Source organism: Paenibacillus eucommiae (assembly GCF_017874215.1).
Taxonomy (GTDB): Bacteria; Bacillota; Bacilli; order Paenibacillales; family NBRC-103111; genus Paenibacillus_AI; species Paenibacillus_AI eucommiae.
This window is the reverse complement of record NZ_JAGGLB010000013.1, coordinates 227,951-245,220: the sequence shown is the minus strand read 5'-3', so window position 1 is coordinate 245,220 and position 17,270 is coordinate 227,951. Positions and strand designations below refer to the sequence as shown.

Below are 17,270 nucleotides of genomic sequence, written 5' to 3'. Positions count from 1 at the left end.
TGACGGTTCTTTCTTTTAAAAAACCTTTGCTAGAACCCCTATTTTCATTCTTGGTGGTGACGTCGGCTACGAACGTCATGGATGGTTTTTCATCGTTAAGTCAGTCTGTGGTGAAGCCCTGGTGCTTTTAGCGATGAAAAACATCGCTAAATCGCCAAAGTAACAGATCCTTCAGATCCTGCTCAGTTCTTCATCCACAGCGCACCCGGGTTAATTGGCTAATTGCTCTTGACTCCCTTGTCCCGCGAATTTCGCCCAAAATGAAATAAATCGGCATCAGGATGCTCGCCCGTTGTAATCAAATCGCTGATAATTTGCGCGGCTATCATACTGAAGACCGTCCCGTTACCGCCGTAGCCCAAGGCAAAGTAACAATCAGGGAAGCCTGCCTGCGGGCCAATTAAGGGATAGCCGTCATGGGTTTCCCCAAATACAGCAGACCAGAAATACTCTGCATTTAGGCCGGTGAATTGCGGGAAAAGCTTAAAGATCTCCTGCAGAAGCTGATCTTTTTTGCGGGGCAGCTTGCGATTCCTTTCCTCTGGAACAATTGTTTGTTCATCAAACCCGCCTATAACGATGCGATTATCTGTAGTTGTTCGTATGTAAAGAAAAGGCCGCGAGGTTTCCCAAATCAGACAGCGGCCCGGCCAGCCGTTAAAATCACGAACCTGCCCCGTTACCAGTGCATAAGTGCTCGATAAGACAGCGTTAGAATTATGCTTGATGCTTTGTGTTTCATATCCGGTAGCAAAGACCGCCTTGCGGGCTTTGATGGTATGTGTTTTGGTGTGAAAAAGCTGGTGGTCCTTATGCTTAGTATGGCGTAAAATTTCCGTGTTTTCATAGACGCGCAGTCCTTTGCCATGAGACTCATGGACGAGTGATATAGCCAGACGGTAAGGATTGATCTCCGCATCACCGCGGGAGAAGATCGCTCCCGGCCTCGAGAAGGCATAGGTACTAGCGATAGTCTCAGGCTCCAGGTAGGTTACATCAAAGCCATACTTCAGTAAGGTCTCGTATTCCACTTTCAACTTGGGGACATCGTCGGTTGAGGTCGCCAGATACAAGCTGTCTCTGCGCGTATACTCAGGATCGATTTGAAGCTGTGAAGAGATTTTACCCAAGTCCTGAACCGCTTGTCTGGATAATTCGTAGAGCCGTACACCCTTGCGCTCACCGAAGGTATGGATACACGAAGTCAGGTGCTTATCATTACTAAATTGCAATAGCCCAGTGTTGGCGGAGGAACTGCCGGAAGCTACGCGTCTTTTTTCTACGAGAACAGTATCAATTTGCCGCTCCATGAGGTGATAAGCTATCAGAGCCCCGCATACTCCACTTCCTATGACCAGCACGTCGCATTCAATATGCTCTTTTAATTCCGGATAAACGGGTGGGGTGGGCAGCGTATACGGCCAGGCGAGCTCTCCAGTATGCAGATCCATAGGTAGATCCATAGTGAACTCCTTGCTGAGTGTAGTTTTGGTTTTTGAAATAGTATGTTCTAAAAAAGCTTTGTCTATTTGCATGGCTGTGAGATATAATTTTAATAACGTAAATATTGTTACAGTGTCTCTTAATGCGATACAAACATTCTGCTTGTGCTCTGCACTAAGATCTGCACGAAAACCTGCACGAAGCTCTAAACAGTAACACTTTTACGCTTTCATCTAAAGACAAATCGGAGGTTTGTATACGATGCGGGACCACTTTACATTTACTGAAGCGGATCTACAAATTCGGGAGGAACTGAGTTCATTTCTTCCAGAGTACATTTTTGATGCTCATGCTCATATTTGGAGAGTCAGTGACCTGAGGCTGACAGGAAAATCTTTTTTTGCCGCTGGCTCTGAGGAGATGTCTGTTGATGTTTGGCGTACTTCGGTCCAACAATTATTAGGAAGAAAGGTTCAAGGGGGGCTGTTGTTCCCATCACCTGTCAAAACTTGTGACTTGCACAAAGCGAATCAATATGTGGTGGAGCAGCTGGAAAATGAGGAGCTTAGCCGGGGATTGATTTTGGTGGCGCCAGGTTATTCGGAGGAACAGGTCCATCTTTTTTTACAAAACAGTAAAATCGTTGGGTTTAAGCCCTATCATTGTTTTAGCTCTAAGGAAGTGACTTCGGATTCGGAGATAATTGATTTTATTCCTGAGTCGTTTTGGCGCATAGCGGATCAGCATGGACTGCTTATTATGCTTCATATTGTGAAGGATTCGGCGATGGCGGACCCGGTTAATCAAAAGCAATTGTTCAATTTATGCAGCCGTTATCCTAATGCAAAATGCGTGCTGGCTCATTCGGCGCGAAGCTTCCATGCTCCCCATGCGAATTTCGTCAAGTCGCTCAGAGGATTGGAAAATGTATTTTTCGATATGTCGGCTATTTGCGAGCCTGAAGCGATTGTGCCGATATTGTACGAATTCGGACCGAAGAAGCTGCTGTGGGGCAGTGATTTTCCGATTTCAGATATTAGAGGTAAAGCGGTTAGTGTTGGAGATGGTTTTTTCTGGATGCAAAAAGAAACGCTGGATTGGGATCGTGCTTCTGGACCTACAGAGCCTACCTTGGTAGGGCTGGAATCGCTTCGTGCGCTTAAGCTGGCGTCAGATATGATTGGACTGGACAAATCAGATATTCAAAACATCTTTTATCATAATGCAATTCGATTAACAGGACAATTGACGCCGGGGGGGAATCAAACACAGGATTTATACCGTAAAGCCAAAACTATTATTCCTGGCGGCACCCAGCTTGTCAGCAAGAGGCCTGAGCTGCAGGCTCCGAACCAATGGCCCGCTTATTTCAGTGAAGCCCGGGGCTGTGAAGTATGGGATCTTGATGGGAAGCACTATTACGATATGTCCACAAATGGTATCGGCTCATGCTTGTTAGGGTACCGCAATGATGAAGTGACTCGAGCTGTCAAAAGGAGACTGCATCTAGGAAGCATGAGCACATTAAATCCTCCAGAGGAGGTTGAATTGGCCGAGCGGCTGTTAGACCTGCACCCTTGGTCGAGTCAGGCAAGGTTTACGAGAGCTGGAGGAGAGGCTTGTTCTGTGGCGGTTCGCATTGCCCGGGCAACAACGGAACGGTCGATTATAGCCGTTTGCGGCTACCATGGCTGGAACGATTGGTATTTGGCTGCAAACCTTGGAGAGGACGATGCGCTAAGCGGGCACTTATTGCCAGGGTTGGAGCCGGCGGGAGTGCCGCGTGAGCTTAGGGGAACAACTGTGACCTTTCCTGCCAATGACCGGCAAGCCTTCGAGGATGTGATCAACCAGTATGGTGGACAGCTGGCAGCTGTTATTATGGAGCCCTGCCGTTACGAGGATCCGGAGCCTGGATTTTTACAATATGTGAAGGAACGGCTTCACCAATGTGGGGCACTGCTTATTTTTGACGAAATAACGATTGGCTGGCGTCTTCATAGGGGTGGTGCTCATCTCAAGCTGGGTGTGCATCCGGATATAGCTGTCTTCGCCAAAGCGCTGGGCAACGGTCATCCCATTGGCGCGGTTATCGGCACGCAAGAAGCGATGGAGGGTGCGCACAGGAGCTTCATAAGCAGCACGTATTGGACAGAGAGTATTGGGCCTGCTGCGGCTTTAGCTACATTAGACAAGATGGCTGAGGTGGATGTACCGGGCTTTGTAGCAGCGGTGGGGAGAGAGGTCTCCAGTGCCTGGAAAGTACACGGGGAACAAGCGGGACTTCCCCTCAAGGTGAGCGATGGCTACCCTTGCTTGGCGAAGTTTGAGTTTAGCGGCGAATATGCCAATCAATTGAAAACGTTATACACAGTGAAAATGCTGCAGCGGGGTTTTCTGGCCGGGACTGTTATTTACCCGACATTGGCGCACACTCCGGACATTGTGGCATATTACAAACAGGCTATTGGTGCGGTGTTTGGAGAGCTTGCTGACATCATTCATCAAGGTGACCTGCATGCTCTCAAAGACATAGAGGTAGCGCAGCAAGGCTTCCGGCGGCTTAATTAGAATTAATTATACTTTAGATTGATCAAGCTGTGGATACAGCAAAAAAACCGTCAGAGTGAAAGTCCTCACCCTGACGGTTTTGGTCAATTGTTTAAATAGCTGTCTACCTTATCGATCCATTCCTGAACATAATGGTCTGTAGCCCACTGAGCCATAACCAGCTGCTCTCCAGGCTGCAGGTCTATAGTCAAGAGTGGCTCTGTATCGGGAGCTTGACCGTAAGGGAAGAAACGCAGCTTATCTTCTTCAAACAAAACAGTCAAATCGTTCATTGGCGAGGATAGCGCATCTGTAGCTTTTGGCCAGCGGGATTGAATTTCCGACCAGGAGCAGCACAGAACATCATGAGCGATCACCTTTTCCGGCAAAGCCTTGGGGAATTCATGCAGAATATAACGCTCAGGCTGGAAGCCTTCGGGAACCATAGATTCGGCCACCATGGCTATCCAGCTTCCGGGCGATCTGACAATCGTCCAGTTTTTCCCGGTAATTTCGGTAGGCATGTCTATCATTTGTCTTTTGCCTGACAAGTCATCCAATGTACCGTTAATGGATGTGCCGAAAATATCGGTTAAAGTAACATGAGGCGTATTATCCTCACGCTGCTTAGCAAAATTTAAGCTGCGGGCTTCCGTAAGCTGCGGAAGCGTCTTTACCCAGACGCGATCATTCCGGCTGGCCGTATTATTGTTCCAGGTTTCTTCGGATTCCGCAACCGATAAATATTGATTACCGGCATATACTAATGTTTCTGTATGATGGATTTCTTCATCCGGATTATCCTTGAAGTCTTCCTTGACTACAGGCTGCCCCGCAAGACGCGCTGACAGGTAGTGATATTCGTCCTGGCTCGTTGATTGTGTAAGGGAATCGATTTTCCAGAAGTCCCGTTTGTAGGGCATCAGAATGCCGCTGCCTTCAGCGGTTTTCTTCAATTCTCCACGTACAGGAGCAACAAGCATGGTACGGTAAGTGCTGTAACGAATAGTGGACAGCTTGCGTGAACTATCCTTTTCTTCGTGCTCTGTACGAAGTCCAATCAGAACAGCAGAGCTTATGGTTGGAGGGGCAGATGTGTAGGCTGCCGTATCCTGCTGCTTTGACATTAGCTCAACAGATGAAGTCTTGTTTTGCGACAGAAGCATGCTCCAAGGGAACAGGAAGATAACGGCGGCAGCAACAGTGCCTACGCCCACTGCCGTCAGAAGAGGCTTCCTGCGCTGCTCGGTACGGGTCTTGTTATCAACAGACTGTTCTATTTTTCTCAGCAATTCGTCAGTGAAGCCTTTTTTATGTAGCGGGTCACTGGATAGTCTGGGTTCAAGGTCATTCGGATCAGAACTGCTCACGCTGCTCACGCTCCTTCAATTGCAGTACTTTCAGCCTGGCATGATGCAATCTCGATTTTACGGTTCCCTCCGAAATATTCAGAATGGCCGCCATTTCTCTTGTTTTCAGCTGATAGTGGGCATGCAAAATGAGCACCTCCCGATACTTAGCGGGTAGGGATATTACTTTCTTCCAGATGTCGCTCGCGTACAAATTTTCCAGCGCTTCATTTTCTGCAGACTGGGAGGTGCCTCCCTTATCCACGAAGCCGACCAGCGTTACTTTACGCCAAAAGGCTTTGCGCATATAGTCGTATGCTGTATTTCTGGTTATAGTTAGCAGCCAGGTTTTGACTGAGGCTTCTCCCCGGAAGGTCGTTAGGTTACGGTATACTTTCAGGAAGGCTTCCTGTGTAATGTCATCGGCTAAATCCATGTTCCGGCAAATACTAAAGGCATAATTCCATACATCATTGCCGAAAGTCTCCATTAAATTGCGAAGTATTGCTTTATGATCGGTTGTTTCAGATACGTACTTTAAATAATCAAATACATGTACACCGGTATTCTCCATGGTCTCACCTCTCTTAGAATTAGACGTTCATCAAATAAAAAAGGTTCAAAAATAATTCCCGAAACATATAACTTCATTTATAAATAGTGTAACATATTTGAGCCCTCAAAAAGTGTAGTTTTCATGTGTTTTTAAGTAGCCTTTAAGGAGTCTTCGAGCAATCTTCAAGGAATTTTCAAGGAATCTACAGGACAGGTCCTCAGAAGGGGATAGTTCAAGCCGGTAAATTGGAGGTTCTGTTGATAACACAATCAATAAAGTTATCCACATGTTATCAACTAATCCAAACCACTTATCAACAACTTGCTAACAACATGTTATTAACTTACTCAGATCTTATCCACATTTGGGGTTAATTTGGTGGTGATTGCATCTGTCCCTGCTTTTTTGGGAGTTGACCGCCTATTCAACAAATAACCAAAAAGCGAGGCTAACGACTGCTGGAACAGCATAGCGAGTACAACAGGGATGGCTACTGGCGCAGCGAAATATGAGACGGCCAGAACTGCACCTGCGCTAATGTTCCGCATACCCCCATTAAAAGTCAATGCGATGACAATATCAGGTTCCCAGCGCATTAGCCTGGCAGTAACCCATCCTAGCAAATAACCAAGACTGGAGAGAATTAGAACTGTGCAAGCAAGACCGAGCATCCTGGCATCGAAATGGCGGAGAAAAGGGGAGACTACTGAAGAGTTTATAGCAACCACCACACCCATCGCTATTTTGGAAAAAGGATTCAGTCTTGGACCCCAGCTCTGCTTGATGCTTCCCTTCGTCCATTGATTTAACAGCATTCCGATCAAGGAAGGCAGAACGATCATATAAAAGAGGCCCTGCATCATGGCTGCTATATCCATTTGGACTTTGGTGCCCACTAAAAGAGATAGCGTATACGGAACCACGAAAGGGGCAAGGATGGTATCGATCAAAATAATGGATAAGGTGAGCACCGTATTGCCTTTATAGATGGCTACCCATACGAAGCTGGTAATGCCAGTCGGTATAGCGGCTGCAAGAATCAAGCCTGTAATGGTGAAGGAATCTCCGCTGTACGCGATAAAACCAAAGGCCATAGCGATTAAAGGCATAATTATATGCAAAATGAACAAAGTCGCTATTAAAGGTAAAGGATGAGTGAGCACCTTAAGAAATTCCTTGAAGCTCGAACTGATGCTGCCAGAAAAAGTCATAAAGGCAAAAATCCAAGGAGAAAGGAACGTATACCCCGACAAGTGGCTGCCGAGCAGCACCCCTATCAGCACACTGACAGGAGTAATAAGCGGCAAAACTTTCACAAGCCGACGATCGAGCCGAGATAGCATAGATGTGAACTTCCTTCCTGACTTGCCATAATACTAGGATAGACTACATAATTATAATAAGTAAACTATGGATATGTCACTAGTGTGCTGCTGGTATATCTATAATTTCCTGTAGGATATATCACTAACGTCCTGAAAGTATGTCACAAGTGCAGCAGGGAAGGTGAAAAGGATGAAGCAGCAAAGTGTCTGGTTCAGGGATAATTTTTTCTCCTCGGGAACTACGGAAATATGGGATCAAGAAGAGCAAGTCGTTGGACAATTAGATCTGATGAGCATGTTCAATTCAGGCATTCAAGTGAAAGACGCCCAAGGGCATGTTGAAGTCATCGGAAAGTTCCGTTTGTTCTCTAATAAATGGATTGTGATGTCTGGGAACGGAACTGAGATTGGTTTATTATCTGCGAGACTTGCCTTTCTGAGCAAAAAATACGAATATGAAAGCTACAGACACGGCCTGTTCGAAATCCGTTCGGAAGCCTTCTCTAATGAGTATGAGATCCAGGATTCTAGAGGGCAAGCCGCCGCAAGCTTTACCAAAGTAAGTGGATTTGGCGTTGCCCGCGCTTACCGGCTTCATAACCACACAAACGTACCCACGGAAGAGTGGATCGCAGTAGTAATGGGAGTTCATGCCATTCAAAAAAGACGCCGCAGCAGTTCCAGTTAATCAAACAAGCAAGACAAGCAAGACAAACAAGACAAGCAAGACAAACAAGGTCAAGAAAACAGAAATTAGGGTAAGATAAAATTAGTGTAGTTTATGTAACGAAGCGAAGGAGAGATACACCGATGCTAGATCCAAGATTAACGAAACTGGCAGATATGCTCGTGAATTATTCGGTAAAAGCACAGCCCGGAGAAAATATACTGATTGAAGCCTATGGTATCGATCCGCCGCTGGTACGGGAATTGGTCAAAAAAGTGCATCAAGCAGGTGCCAACCCTTTTGTGAACCTTAGAGACCACACCGTGCTTAGGCAACTGATTATGGAAGGTACAGAAGCACAAATGAAGGCCTGGGCAGATATGGACGCTTATCAAATGAAACAAATGCAAGGATATATCGGTGTGCGTGGAGGCCAGAACATCAACGAAATGGCCGACGTACCAAGTGACCGCATGAAGCTGTACAATGCCAGCTACTATTCACCTGTACATTTCGATATCAGAGTGAAAAAGACCCGCTGGGTCGTACTACGTTATCCTACTTCTTCCATGGCCCAATTAGCCAGCATGAGCACAGAAGCTTTTGAGAACTTCTATTTCGAGGTCTGTACGATGGATTACGGCAAAATGTCAAAAGCGATGGACGCGCTTAAGGCGCTCATGGATCGTACCGACAAGGTTCGTCTTGTGGGGCCTGGAACGGACCTTCATTTTTCCATTAAGGATATTGGCAGCGTAAAATGCGATGGGGAGCTGAACATTCCCGATGGCGAGGTCTATTCGGCCCCGGTTCGCGACTCCGTGAACGGTGTAATCACCTACAACACGCCAACCCCCCATGATGGTTTTACCTTTGAGGACATTCGACTTGAATTCGAAAATGGGAAAATCATTAAAGCGACAGCCAATGACACCGAGCGCATCAATGCCATTTTCGATGCTGACGAAGGAGCGCGCTATGTTGGCGAATTTGCAATTGGCGTCAATCCCTATATCAAGCATCCGATGAAAGATACGCTGTTCGACGAGAAGATCGATGGCAGCTTCCACTTCACACCTGGCAACTGCTACGATGATGCCTATAATGGCAACCGATCTTCGCTGCACTGGGACATTGTCTGCATTCAGCGCCCAGACTACGGCGGCGGCGAAATCTGGTTCGACGACAAGTTGATTCGTAAAGATGGACGCTTCGTGCTTCCTGAACTGGAGACGCTTAATCCAGAAAACTTGAAGTGATTTGCTTAGTACTCACAACTCAGTACACATAACTCAGCACATCTAGGTCAGTATTCCTAACTCAGCACACCTAACTCAGTACTCCTTGCAGTTAAGCGCCTGGTACTGCCTAGGTGGCAGTCCAACAGCTTTTTTGAAGGTGCGAATGAAATTGGAATAATCATTGAAGCCAGAAAGCTGACAAGCATCCGTGACATTACTGCCTGCCTTCAAGAGAGCTTTGGCCCTGGCGATGCGTTTGAACAAAATGTGCTCGTGGATAGTGCGTCCGGTGTGTTTTTTGAACAATCGGCAAAGATAAGAGCGGTTCATGAAAACGATATGCTCCAGCGTATCTAACGAAAGATCCTGATCCAGATGAAGATCAATATAATGCAGCAAAGTGCTGAGCTTCCCGGGTATTGGGGGAGGCTCTTCGCCATGAAGCTGACTTGTAAAGGCACGATTCAGAAACACCAGCAGCTCCATAAAAGCGGCAACATAAAGAATTTCCGAGCCTTCCGCGGCTTCAGGCTTATTATAAGCTTCGAGCCGTTCAAAAATAAGAAGCAATTCCTCCAACTGCTGAGTCGAAAAGCGCATGCGGTTCTGTTCCCCGGGCGGCCGGTTCAGAAAACAAGCCAGCAGGTCGAATCGATCTGAACAGAGAGGAACGATGACAGCAGGACTGAAATGGATGACGATAACCTCATACCGATGATTGGATTGAAAAGTAGCCTTATGCAGCTCGCTGCTGTTCAATAACAACAAATCCCCATACTGAAGGGGATACACTTGTTTTTCGATAAAATAATGTACATTCCCAGATATAAAAAAATAAATTTCAAAAAGCTCCAAATGCTGATGAAACTCAACGCCAGGCGGAGTATGTGTGACGGAATGCCTGTAATTGATAGCCTGATGCAAATTAGCGTAAAGCTCCCTCATAAAGGAACCTCCTGAAAAGAAAAAGTCAATATAAGCATTCTTTTGCTCAAAAATTGCAAGGAATACGGTTTTATTATACTGCAATATGAAGAGAAGAAACAGACAAAGAAACATACAAAGAAACATACAAAGATCTGTACAAGATCTATGAAAAGATCTATGAAAAGATCTATGTAATGATCCATACTCAGACCATACTAAGGAGGAAAAGCAATGAAACTTTCTGTTTTTACTGTGATGACACCTGATCTGACACCAGAGGAGCTTGTCACCGCTGCCGCATCCGCTGGAATTCAAGGAATAGAATGGAGATATCATGATGTTCCCAAGGAATTAGCTCAAGAGAAACCATCTTTTTGGCGAAATAATTTGGCTACGATAAGTCCGCAAATTACAGATGCTGAGCTCGATTCATTGCGTCAAGTTATTCAGCAGCAAGGCATTAGTTCGCTCAGCGTAACTCCATATTTGCAGTGTGGAGACCTAACTGGCACAGAAAAAGTTATGCAGACTGCCTCTAAACTGGGGGCCGCATTCATTCGCGTAGGAGTACCCCGTTATGACCGGTCGAGAAACTATAATACTCTCTTTGCGGAAGCAATTGACTACCTGAATCATGTGCAGGAATTGTCCCAGCAATATCGTGTCAAGGCCTTGGTAGAAACCCATCATCTTACTATTGCCCCAAGCGCAGGTCTTGCGCATCGGCTAGTAGCTGGTTTCAATCCGGACCATATTGGAGTGCTGCACGACGCAGGGAACATGGTATACGAAGGGTTCGAGAACTACCGCATGGGCATGGAACTGCTGGGTCCTTACTTGGCACATGTACATGTCAAAAATGCCGGTTGGGTCAGAACCGATAATGCTACAAAAAACGAAAATGCTGCAAATGGCAAAAATGCTACAAAAAGCGACGATGAGGATTGGAATTGCACATGGTTTCCGCTTCATCAAGGTATGGTGAATTGGAAGCAAGTGATTTCAGACCTGAAGGCAGTTGGCTATGATGGATTTTTGGGCATTGAGGATTTCGGCGGAGAAACAGATAGCAGATCGCTGCTTAACAACTTTGTACAAAGAATAAAATCATGGTCATTGGAAGCGTAATGAATGATAAGGGCTGTCCGATAGTAGCTTCAGCTGCTGACGAGACAGCCCTGCGCCATTTTATGAGTGATGGGAAGGGTCTTATTACTACATTACTTACTAGATTACTTACACCACTACATAAAAACATCCCTCGAATATGGAATTTAGCAGGGAAACCATGTAATATTAAATGATTATTTTATTTCTTACGTTTATTGATTTCTTCAGTAACCAGGAATGCAAGTTCTTCATTTCCAAATAAAGAGAGAATACCTAGCAGGGTATCGTCTGATACTTCGCCAGCTTCTTCTTTAGGAACAGTAAGATCCAGGGCTTGCTTGAGAGAGATGTTGTCTTCTTGATGGGGATAGGCACTACGGTACAGCTCGGCAGGGTCAAGATCATGATTCACACACCACTGGGCAAAAATAAGAATCATCATATTTTCCTCACGCTGGTAATTTCGAATAATTTCTTCTTCTAATTCTTTGCTGCTCATCGGCTAACGCCCCTTCTTTACCTACATGAATGTATTATAACGAAAGTATAGGTGTATTCACAATGATCATAAATGAAAAAATCAAAGCTGCTGAAGTTCTTCTTACAGGAGCAAATGGCGAAAATTTGGGAATTGTCCCTACTAAAGAGGCGCTGGCAATGGCCCAAAAGCTGAAGCTCGATTTGGTATGTGAATCCTTAATGAGCAGTCCGCCCCCATGTCGCTTAATTAACCGCGGCGCCGCTAAGCAGAGTGTTCTTAAAGAAAAACAGCAGCAGCGAAAATCCGAACAGGCGCCTAAGCTTAAAGAAATCAGACTCACCGCAAGTATAGAAGATCATGACTACGAAACCAAGAAAAACCAATCAGAACGTATTCTCGCCGGAGGAGATGCTGTTAACCTAGTAGTTCGACTGCAGGGCAAAGAAGGAGATAAAGCTAAACGACTTCTGGAGCGTCTGATACTAGATCTGGCTTCAAGCGGAAAAAAGCACTCCAACATTCAGCTAAGTGGAAAGCAAGCTGCTGTCCAAATAAACCCCTTATAGTGGCGGTCTGGGTGAGGTGAGATGCCTGGAGGGTAGAGGGCCGGGAAAATGAGGTGTAAGTAGGGAATATTTATATCTAGCATTTTAATTACTATGGACACTATCCCGTTCCCTCAGGTTAACGGCACACTTTGCCTTCTAAAATTTCTTTCGAATCAGGATTCATATAACGAAGTATAGTAAGCAAAACCTATCTTCAAAACTCATCAAAACTCAATCAAACTCCTCAAACCTAATCAGAGCTTATCCGGCCCCAAGAAACTATGGAACCCCAAAACCCCAAAACCCCAAAACCCCAAAACCCCAAAACCCAAAAGAACGACAGAATCAAATAGAACTTATCATAAAGTTCGATATTAACTCAAAAGTTATTAAAAGCTCATAGCGTATTAATTTGATTTTTTATTATAGCCCATCACAAACCAGAACTCATGTGGATCCGTTCGAAGCGACCAGAGTCATTACAGTTTTTGCGAAATTAACTTCGCATAAGTGATGGAAGGGGAGTTTGCACATAGGCTTGTTAAGTGATGGAATATAGGACTTTTAGTAAGTGTAAGATTCAAACGGTAGCAAAATTCATCCAGGTAACCTTGCAGGTGCTTGGAGCCGAGGCCGTGAAACGTATCATTTATCCATTTGGATGCTTTTTTGGCTGTTTGCAACAGTCCTTTAAAACGTGTGAAGCTGAATCGAGCAGTGACGCAGGTAACATGGGTTGTGTCATCATTGTCTATATGCTGTTCGTAAAATGCTTCTGTTCCGCTCCGCAGAACGGATTTATCCCTCATATGAGCTACTGAAATCTTCTTCATCTTAATATATATTGACTCTCCCTGCTGATTGACTGAGGAGCCAACTAATAAAGGTTGTTCCTGTGGATGCCGAAGAACGGTTGGATTATAGGGTCTCCCGTAAAAAGCTGAGTTGATTTGTACAATACCTGAAAGTGGGGCCTGTTCATCTGCTTGGCTCATAACGAACCTGATTTTCGTGAGGATTAACCATGCTGTTTTGTAAGTCACTCCTAAAATTGAGCTTAACTCGACAGCATTGGTCCCTTGATCTGTGCGGGCAATGAGGAAGAAGGCTAGAAACCATTTCATTAGAGAAGTACGGCTCCCTTCAATTACTGTATTTGATATAAGGGAAGTCTGATGTCGACAGTCCCTGCATTCGTAGAGGGGAAGCCTCCGGGAAATAATGGTATAGGCATGACTGTAACCGCAACGTGGACAACGAAATCCTTCTGGCCATTTGGCGGTAAACAATGCTTTGGAACAAGTCTCTTCGCTGTCAAAAATATGAGAAAACTCTGCGAGGGTTGTATCTGCTGATACTATTTTATCTAACAAAATATCCACTCCAATACGAATGAATGTTCCTTTTTCCTATAATAAATATACCAAACATATGTTCCTTTTTCAAGTGGGATCGAAGTATTAATTCAAATTTAAAAAGCATATCTGAAAAAAATGAAGTGTAATTTTTCAGGAGAACTATACGGTAAGGAAAGGCCTTTTCTGAGGGAAGGGGATAGTGACGATAGTTAGTGGAATGGGACAATTGGTATGCTTAGAATTTGGGCTTTAAAGCGGTGAAGTTTAGGGGGATTTCGGATCGCGCAGGACTCAGACTCAGCAGAAGCCGTTATAAGTCTCGAAGAAGAGAAGAAGAAGAAGAGAAGAAGAAGAAGAAGAAGAAGAAGAAGAAGAATCGGAATCCGGAATGCTAAAGACCCAACGCTAAGCCAATGGGAAAAGGTTTGTCTTAGTGTTGGGTTGGGGTGAGGTTAACTCTTTAACTTTTTTGAAGCGCTTATGAAGATGGAAGTATTTATTGGGTTAGAGAGACAATGTCCATATTGTAGGTTGGGTAGGTTTGCTCGTCGATAATAATTTCACCCATGCTTGTCCAAGTTCCAATAATGCTGGCATCCCCGACCTGGAAAGTAATGTTGCTGCTTAAGAAGATATATTCCCCATTGAATAACATGACCGCTGTATTTTCGAATACTTCCACGATGGCTGCTGTGAAGCGGATTTTTATATTTTGGTATTTATTCAGGTCTGAGAGTGGTATGTCGACGAAGTCCTTTTTGATTTCAGAAAAGATATACTGGCCGTTACTATATTTAAAATATGCCTGCTGTCCCTGTCCTTGGTCCTCACCATCGCCATCCCAATTGCTTTCGCCATTGCCACTGACTTGTCCTTCCCCGTCATGGCCTGCCGGGTGGTCAACGAGCATTAGCCCTGGCTGCTCCATCTGAAATCCGTCTGCCTCAATGTCGAACAACAGAGTCAGCGTAGATTTTTCGTCGACTTCGAATGCTGCAAATCTAGATTTGCGGGAATTGGAGGAAGCCTCAAGAATTAGGGTGGGATTGCCTTGAAGGCTTATATTGTAGGCGATGGTCATGTTTTTGATAGTAAGGCTTTTGTCGATAAGCACCTCTTTTGTAGCAATGCTCATGTCTGGCATCCATCCTGCCCAAACAAGCTTGCCGCCCTCTGTAATTCCTGCTGCGTATATTACAGCGCCTAATTGATTGCTACTGGCTGCATTCCCTGATGTAGCTGAAGTATTTGATGTACCTGATGTACTGTCTGAAGGATCACCTGAGGCATTACCCACAGCATTTCCTGCAGCATTACCCGCCGCCGCATTACCAAAGGTGTTTCCTCCAGTTTTGCCTCCTATAACAAAGGTGAAGGTTTGGTCTGGCATTGCTTTTTGCAGGAGGTAGCCTGGCTCGTTCGCAGCCCATTTCAATTCGGTGTCTTGCTGTTGTTGAGTAGTGTCCTTGTAGTTTCCAAGCTCGATATAAGCGGCTATTGCATCTTTGTAGTTGTTATTTTTGGCTAGCTGGTCGGCTTGAGTGAATTGTTGGTTAATCGCTGTTTGAATGTAGGCAGCTACTTTGGGGCCAGCTATGGAAGCTGGCTTATTCGCCTCGAACTGTTTGGCAAGTTCAATGAAGCCTTTGATGTCTTGGTCAGTTAATTTTTTGGCCAACAGGTCTAGTGTATATTGCTCGATTATGGGCTGAAGCCAAGCAGGATCAACCGCTTTGTCCTGATAAAATTGTTGGAGTCGAACTCCTTCAGCAAGCATCTCGGCAAATTTTTTTGCGCCTGCCAGGGCTCCAACTCGGGCGTTGTCGTACTCTGTCAACTTGGTCTGAATTTCTTGCTCTCGTTGTTTATTGTCGCCGAAGTAGGCCGCAGGAATTTGGAGAAAGGCTGAGACGGTTTCATCGGAAAATTTGTGCTTGTTTATGCCTGTTTGCAGGTCTTTGCTTAATTGTTCTCTGAAACTGATGAAAGAAATAGTAAATTGTTCCCCAGTTTTGTAACGGGAGAGCATCTCCGTAAAAACACTTGAAAAGGAGGTGTCGGCTTCCTGGGCGGTAGTGTCTTTTTTTAATTTCTGATAATCGTTGTATGAGCTTATTAGTGCTTCGATATCTAGCTCTTTAGCAGCTTGGTCAGCCCGGGAGGTAATGGACTGCAGGCTGCTTTTGATATCTGTTACTGGCTTGAGCTGAAGCAATGCTTTTGAAATTTCGGCTTCCTTGTATCGGAACCATGTATTGTTCCTGGCTTGGTGAAAAAGCTCTTCTGCCGCGATCAGATCGTTAGCTGAGTAAGCAGCTTCGGCTTTAGTATAAATTTGTATTTTGGCATAATTATTGTAAAGCTTGTAACTGGTCGCGGCGAGTACTACTATTAACAGAATGGAGGCTGCAACTTTAAGCTGTTGTGAACGTTTATAGGATGGGATGAGCAGCATGGTTTCCTTCCCTTCTACCAAATGCCTTGGAAATCGGGATCAAAGCTGTATCGCGTTCTAACGATTTCCTTGCTTCTACTATAAAGAGTGCCCCAGTCATTTCCGGGGAATGCGGCCATAATTTTGCATAACCGGAGGAAGCGATCTTTGGGCAAGTAGTCCACGTGTTCAAGAATGAAATTTTGATAAATTGCTACGTATTGTTTCATACGCAGGGATGCGCCGGCAATATTCGTCAATATAGTAGGTCCATTCTCCAGCAATTCGATCTTGGCTTTGTAGCGGACTACATAATCAAGCACGTTGATCCGGATGAGCTGCTTGTTGACCTTGCTAACCTCCCATAAATATTTCACGAAATCCTTGTCATAATGGGAAGGGATTAAGGTTTCCAGCTCCAGATCCATGTCTTTACGAATAACGAAGTAATTGAGACACATGATTTTGCGGATTTTAATGCGGTCGTTGTTCAGGAAATAGCTGATTTCCCGGAGCTTTTCATAGGCAGTTTTATAATCTTCAGCCTGGATATCACCCACAGCTTCCATAAGGTCCTGCTGAAGTCCTTTGTAAATGGCAGGAGTATGCTCAATCAATACCTTCTGAAATCGAAATGCCTCTGTAGTTTGTTTATAGCGGCTGCGAAGGTAAAAATAAAGAGCCAGCAGCGCTCCCCCTGCGACGATAGCGACAAACATTTCAGTCACACTGTTAGCGAAAATAATGCCAAGGAAAAAAATGGATAGAGCGACAAGCGTCTCGGTCAGAGAAAGTCTTTTATTAAGGGACTTGGCATAGTCTGTTATGGAAATGAAGTTGTCTTCTTTACCGCAGGATGGGCAGTCGTCTTCAAATAGCACCGTGTAGCTTCCACAACGCTTGCAGTACTTCAAGCGCTGGAAGGCATACATCGTTCTTTTGCTTCTGCGGAATTGCACAGCTATTTTATTTTTCATGGGGCTCACTCTCTCGATTCAGTCTGACAATAAGAGCATCGTCGATTTGTGTGTTTGTGGCGGATTGCTTTTTATATCTGGCATAGGCGGTCCATTTGATCAATAAAAACACAGCGGCGACAATAAGTATGAAATAAGTGAACATATCTCGCTCCTATTCGCGTCTAATTTACATGTTCCAACATTTGCTGGTGTCCGGAAGAAGATTACTACTGGAATTTTTTACTTCTAGAAGGTATCATTAACCGTAACATAGGGACTATTTTACTATCAAGAAAACCTTTTGACTACCCACTCGAAAAAA

The 17,270-nt window shown here is 44.9% G+C and carries 15 protein-coding genes; 5 read left to right on the top strand and 10 right to left on the bottom strand.

Features of this window, described 5'->3' with window-relative positions; genetic code table 11:
- Nucleotides 1-218: 218 nt before the first annotated feature.
- Nucleotides 219-1,463: an NAD(P)/FAD-dependent oxidoreductase gene (locus tag J2Z66_RS19740; RefSeq protein WP_245375675.1), complete on the bottom strand. Its 1,245-nt coding sequence runs from the start codon at nucleotides 1,461-1,463 to the stop codon at nucleotides 219-221.
- A 241-nt stretch (nucleotides 1,464-1,704) separates the two neighbouring features.
- On the opposite strand from J2Z66_RS19740, the gene J2Z66_RS19735 reads away from it, so the two are divergent.
- Nucleotides 1,705-4,014, top strand: coding sequence for an aminotransferase class III-fold pyridoxal phosphate-dependent enzyme (locus J2Z66_RS19735; protein ID WP_209973529.1), 2,310 nt, complete (start codon nucleotides 1,705-1,707; stop codon nucleotides 4,012-4,014).
- Between the two features lie 83 nt (nucleotides 4,015-4,097).
- Here J2Z66_RS19735 and J2Z66_RS19730 read toward each other — a convergent pair whose 3' ends face one another.
- The 3 genes from J2Z66_RS19730 to J2Z66_RS19720 form a co-directional block, all read right to left on the bottom strand.
- Entirely contained in the window at nucleotides 4,098-5,363 is a 1,266-nt protein-coding gene (locus J2Z66_RS19730) for a hypothetical protein (RefSeq protein WP_209973527.1), read from the bottom strand.
- Complete coding sequence (locus J2Z66_RS19725) at nucleotides 5,350-5,916, bottom strand: RNA polymerase sigma factor (protein WP_209973525.1); 567 nt, start codon at nucleotides 5,914-5,916, stop codon at nucleotides 5,350-5,352. Before J2Z66_RS19725 ends, J2Z66_RS19730 begins: the two co-directional genes overlap by 14 nt.
- Before the next feature lie 329 nt (nucleotides 5,917-6,245).
- A complete protein-coding gene (locus tag J2Z66_RS19720) occupies nucleotides 6,246-7,241 on the bottom strand; it encodes a bile acid:sodium symporter family protein (RefSeq protein WP_209973523.1) in 996 nt (331 codons plus the stop codon).
- Nucleotides 7,242-7,413: 172 nt separating this feature from the next.
- Between J2Z66_RS19720 and J2Z66_RS19715 the strand changes: the two genes are divergently transcribed.
- Together J2Z66_RS19715 and J2Z66_RS19710 are read left to right on the top strand one after the other, a co-directional pair.
- Nucleotides 7,414-7,911: a hypothetical protein gene (locus tag J2Z66_RS19715; RefSeq protein WP_209973521.1), complete on the top strand. Its 498-nt coding sequence runs from the start codon at nucleotides 7,414-7,416 to the stop codon at nucleotides 7,909-7,911.
- Nucleotides 7,912-8,033: 122 nt separating this feature from the next.
- Nucleotides 8,034-9,149: an aminopeptidase gene (locus J2Z66_RS19710; RefSeq protein WP_209973519.1), complete on the top strand. Its 1,116-nt coding sequence runs from the start codon at nucleotides 8,034-8,036 to the stop codon at nucleotides 9,147-9,149.
- Between the two features lie 75 nt (nucleotides 9,150-9,224).
- Here the strand turns inward: J2Z66_RS19710 and J2Z66_RS19705 are convergent, their stop codons facing one another.
- Nucleotides 9,225-10,076 carry a helix-turn-helix transcriptional regulator gene (locus J2Z66_RS19705; protein WP_209973517.1) on the bottom strand — a complete coding sequence of 284 codons (852 nt, stop codon included), beginning with the start codon at nucleotides 10,074-10,076 and terminating at the stop codon, nucleotides 9,225-9,227.
- 213 nt (nucleotides 10,077-10,289) lie between these two features.
- On the opposite strand from J2Z66_RS19705, the gene J2Z66_RS19700 reads away from it, so the two are divergent.
- Entirely contained in the window at nucleotides 10,290-11,186 is an 897-nt protein-coding gene (locus tag J2Z66_RS19700) for a sugar phosphate isomerase/epimerase family protein (protein WP_209973516.1), read from the top strand.
- 181 nt (nucleotides 11,187-11,367) lie between these two features.
- Here J2Z66_RS19700 and yxiS read toward each other — a convergent pair whose 3' ends face one another.
- A complete protein-coding gene (yxiS, locus tag J2Z66_RS19695; protein ID WP_209973513.1) occupies nucleotides 11,368-11,667 on the bottom strand; it encodes a protein YxiS in 300 nt (99 codons plus the stop codon).
- Between the two features lie 62 nt (nucleotides 11,668-11,729).
- Between yxiS and infC the strand changes: the two genes are divergently transcribed.
- On the top strand, nucleotides 11,730-12,215 hold the full coding sequence (gene infC, locus J2Z66_RS19690; protein WP_209973511.1) for a translation initiation factor IF-3: 486 nt from the start codon (nucleotides 11,730-11,732) through the stop codon (nucleotides 12,213-12,215).
- Between the two features lie 461 nt (nucleotides 12,216-12,676).
- Here infC and J2Z66_RS19685 read toward each other — a convergent pair whose 3' ends face one another.
- The 4 genes from J2Z66_RS19685 to J2Z66_RS19670 form a co-directional block, all read right to left on the bottom strand.
- Nucleotides 12,677-13,570 carry an IS1595 family transposase gene (locus tag J2Z66_RS19685; protein ID WP_209973509.1) on the bottom strand — a complete coding sequence of 298 codons (894 nt, stop codon included), beginning with the start codon at nucleotides 13,568-13,570 and terminating at the stop codon, nucleotides 12,677-12,679.
- 481 nt (nucleotides 13,571-14,051) lie between these two features.
- Nucleotides 14,052-16,010 carry a hypothetical protein gene (locus J2Z66_RS19680; protein ID WP_209973507.1) on the bottom strand — a complete coding sequence of 653 codons (1,959 nt, stop codon included), beginning with the start codon at nucleotides 16,008-16,010 and terminating at the stop codon, nucleotides 14,052-14,054.
- A 14-nt stretch (nucleotides 16,011-16,024) separates the two neighbouring features.
- Complete coding sequence (locus J2Z66_RS19675) at nucleotides 16,025-16,966, bottom strand: hypothetical protein (RefSeq protein ID WP_209973504.1); 942 nt, start codon at nucleotides 16,964-16,966, stop codon at nucleotides 16,025-16,027.
- Nucleotides 16,956-17,111: a hypothetical protein gene (locus J2Z66_RS19670; RefSeq protein WP_209973502.1), complete on the bottom strand. Its 156-nt coding sequence runs from the start codon at nucleotides 17,109-17,111 to the stop codon at nucleotides 16,956-16,958. The genes J2Z66_RS19675 and J2Z66_RS19670 overlap by 11 nt, the downstream gene beginning before the upstream one ends.
- Nucleotides 17,112-17,270: the final 159 nt, after the last annotated feature.

Excerpts from the sequence above, each read along its gene's own strand:
- J2Z66_RS19700 (WP_209973516.1), top strand. The coding sequence starts at position 10,290 with ATGAAACTTTCTGTTTTTACTGTGATGACACCTGATCTGACACCAGAG.
- J2Z66_RS19735 (WP_209973529.1), top strand. The coding sequence starts at position 1,705 with ATGCGGGACCACTTTACATTTACTGAAGCGGATCTACAAATTCGGGAG.
- infC (WP_209973511.1), top strand. The coding sequence starts at position 11,730 with ATGATCATAAATGAAAAAATCAAAGCTGCTGAAGTTCTTCTTACAGGA.
- J2Z66_RS19670 (WP_209973502.1), bottom strand. The coding sequence starts at position 17,111 with ATGTTCACTTATTTCATACTTATTGTCGCCGCTGTGTTTTTATTGATC.
- J2Z66_RS19715 (WP_209973521.1), top strand. The coding sequence starts at position 7,414 with ATGAAGCAGCAAAGTGTCTGGTTCAGGGATAATTTTTTCTCCTCGGGA.
- J2Z66_RS19710 (WP_209973519.1), top strand. The coding sequence starts at position 8,034 with ATGCTAGATCCAAGATTAACGAAACTGGCAGATATGCTCGTGAATTAT.
- yxiS (WP_209973513.1), bottom strand. The coding sequence starts at position 11,667 with ATGAGCAGCAAAGAATTAGAAGAAGAAATTATTCGAAATTACCAGCGT.
- J2Z66_RS19705 (WP_209973517.1), bottom strand. The coding sequence starts at position 10,076 with ATGAGGGAGCTTTACGCTAATTTGCATCAGGCTATCAATTACAGGCAT.
- J2Z66_RS19720 (WP_209973523.1), bottom strand. The coding sequence starts at position 7,241 with ATGCTATCTCGGCTCGATCGTCGGCTTGTGAAAGTTTTGCCGCTTATT.
- J2Z66_RS19740 (WP_245375675.1), bottom strand. The coding sequence starts at position 1,463 with ATGGATCTACCTATGGATCTGCATACTGGAGAGCTCGCCTGGCCGTAT.
- J2Z66_RS19725 (WP_209973525.1), bottom strand. The coding sequence starts at position 5,916 with ATGGAGAATACCGGTGTACATGTATTTGATTATTTAAAGTACGTATCT.
- J2Z66_RS19675 (WP_209973504.1), bottom strand. The coding sequence starts at position 16,966 with ATGAAAAATAAAATAGCTGTGCAATTCCGCAGAAGCAAAAGAACGATG.
- J2Z66_RS19680 (WP_209973507.1), bottom strand. The coding sequence starts at position 16,010 with ATGCTGCTCATCCCATCCTATAAACGTTCACAACAGCTTAAAGTTGCA.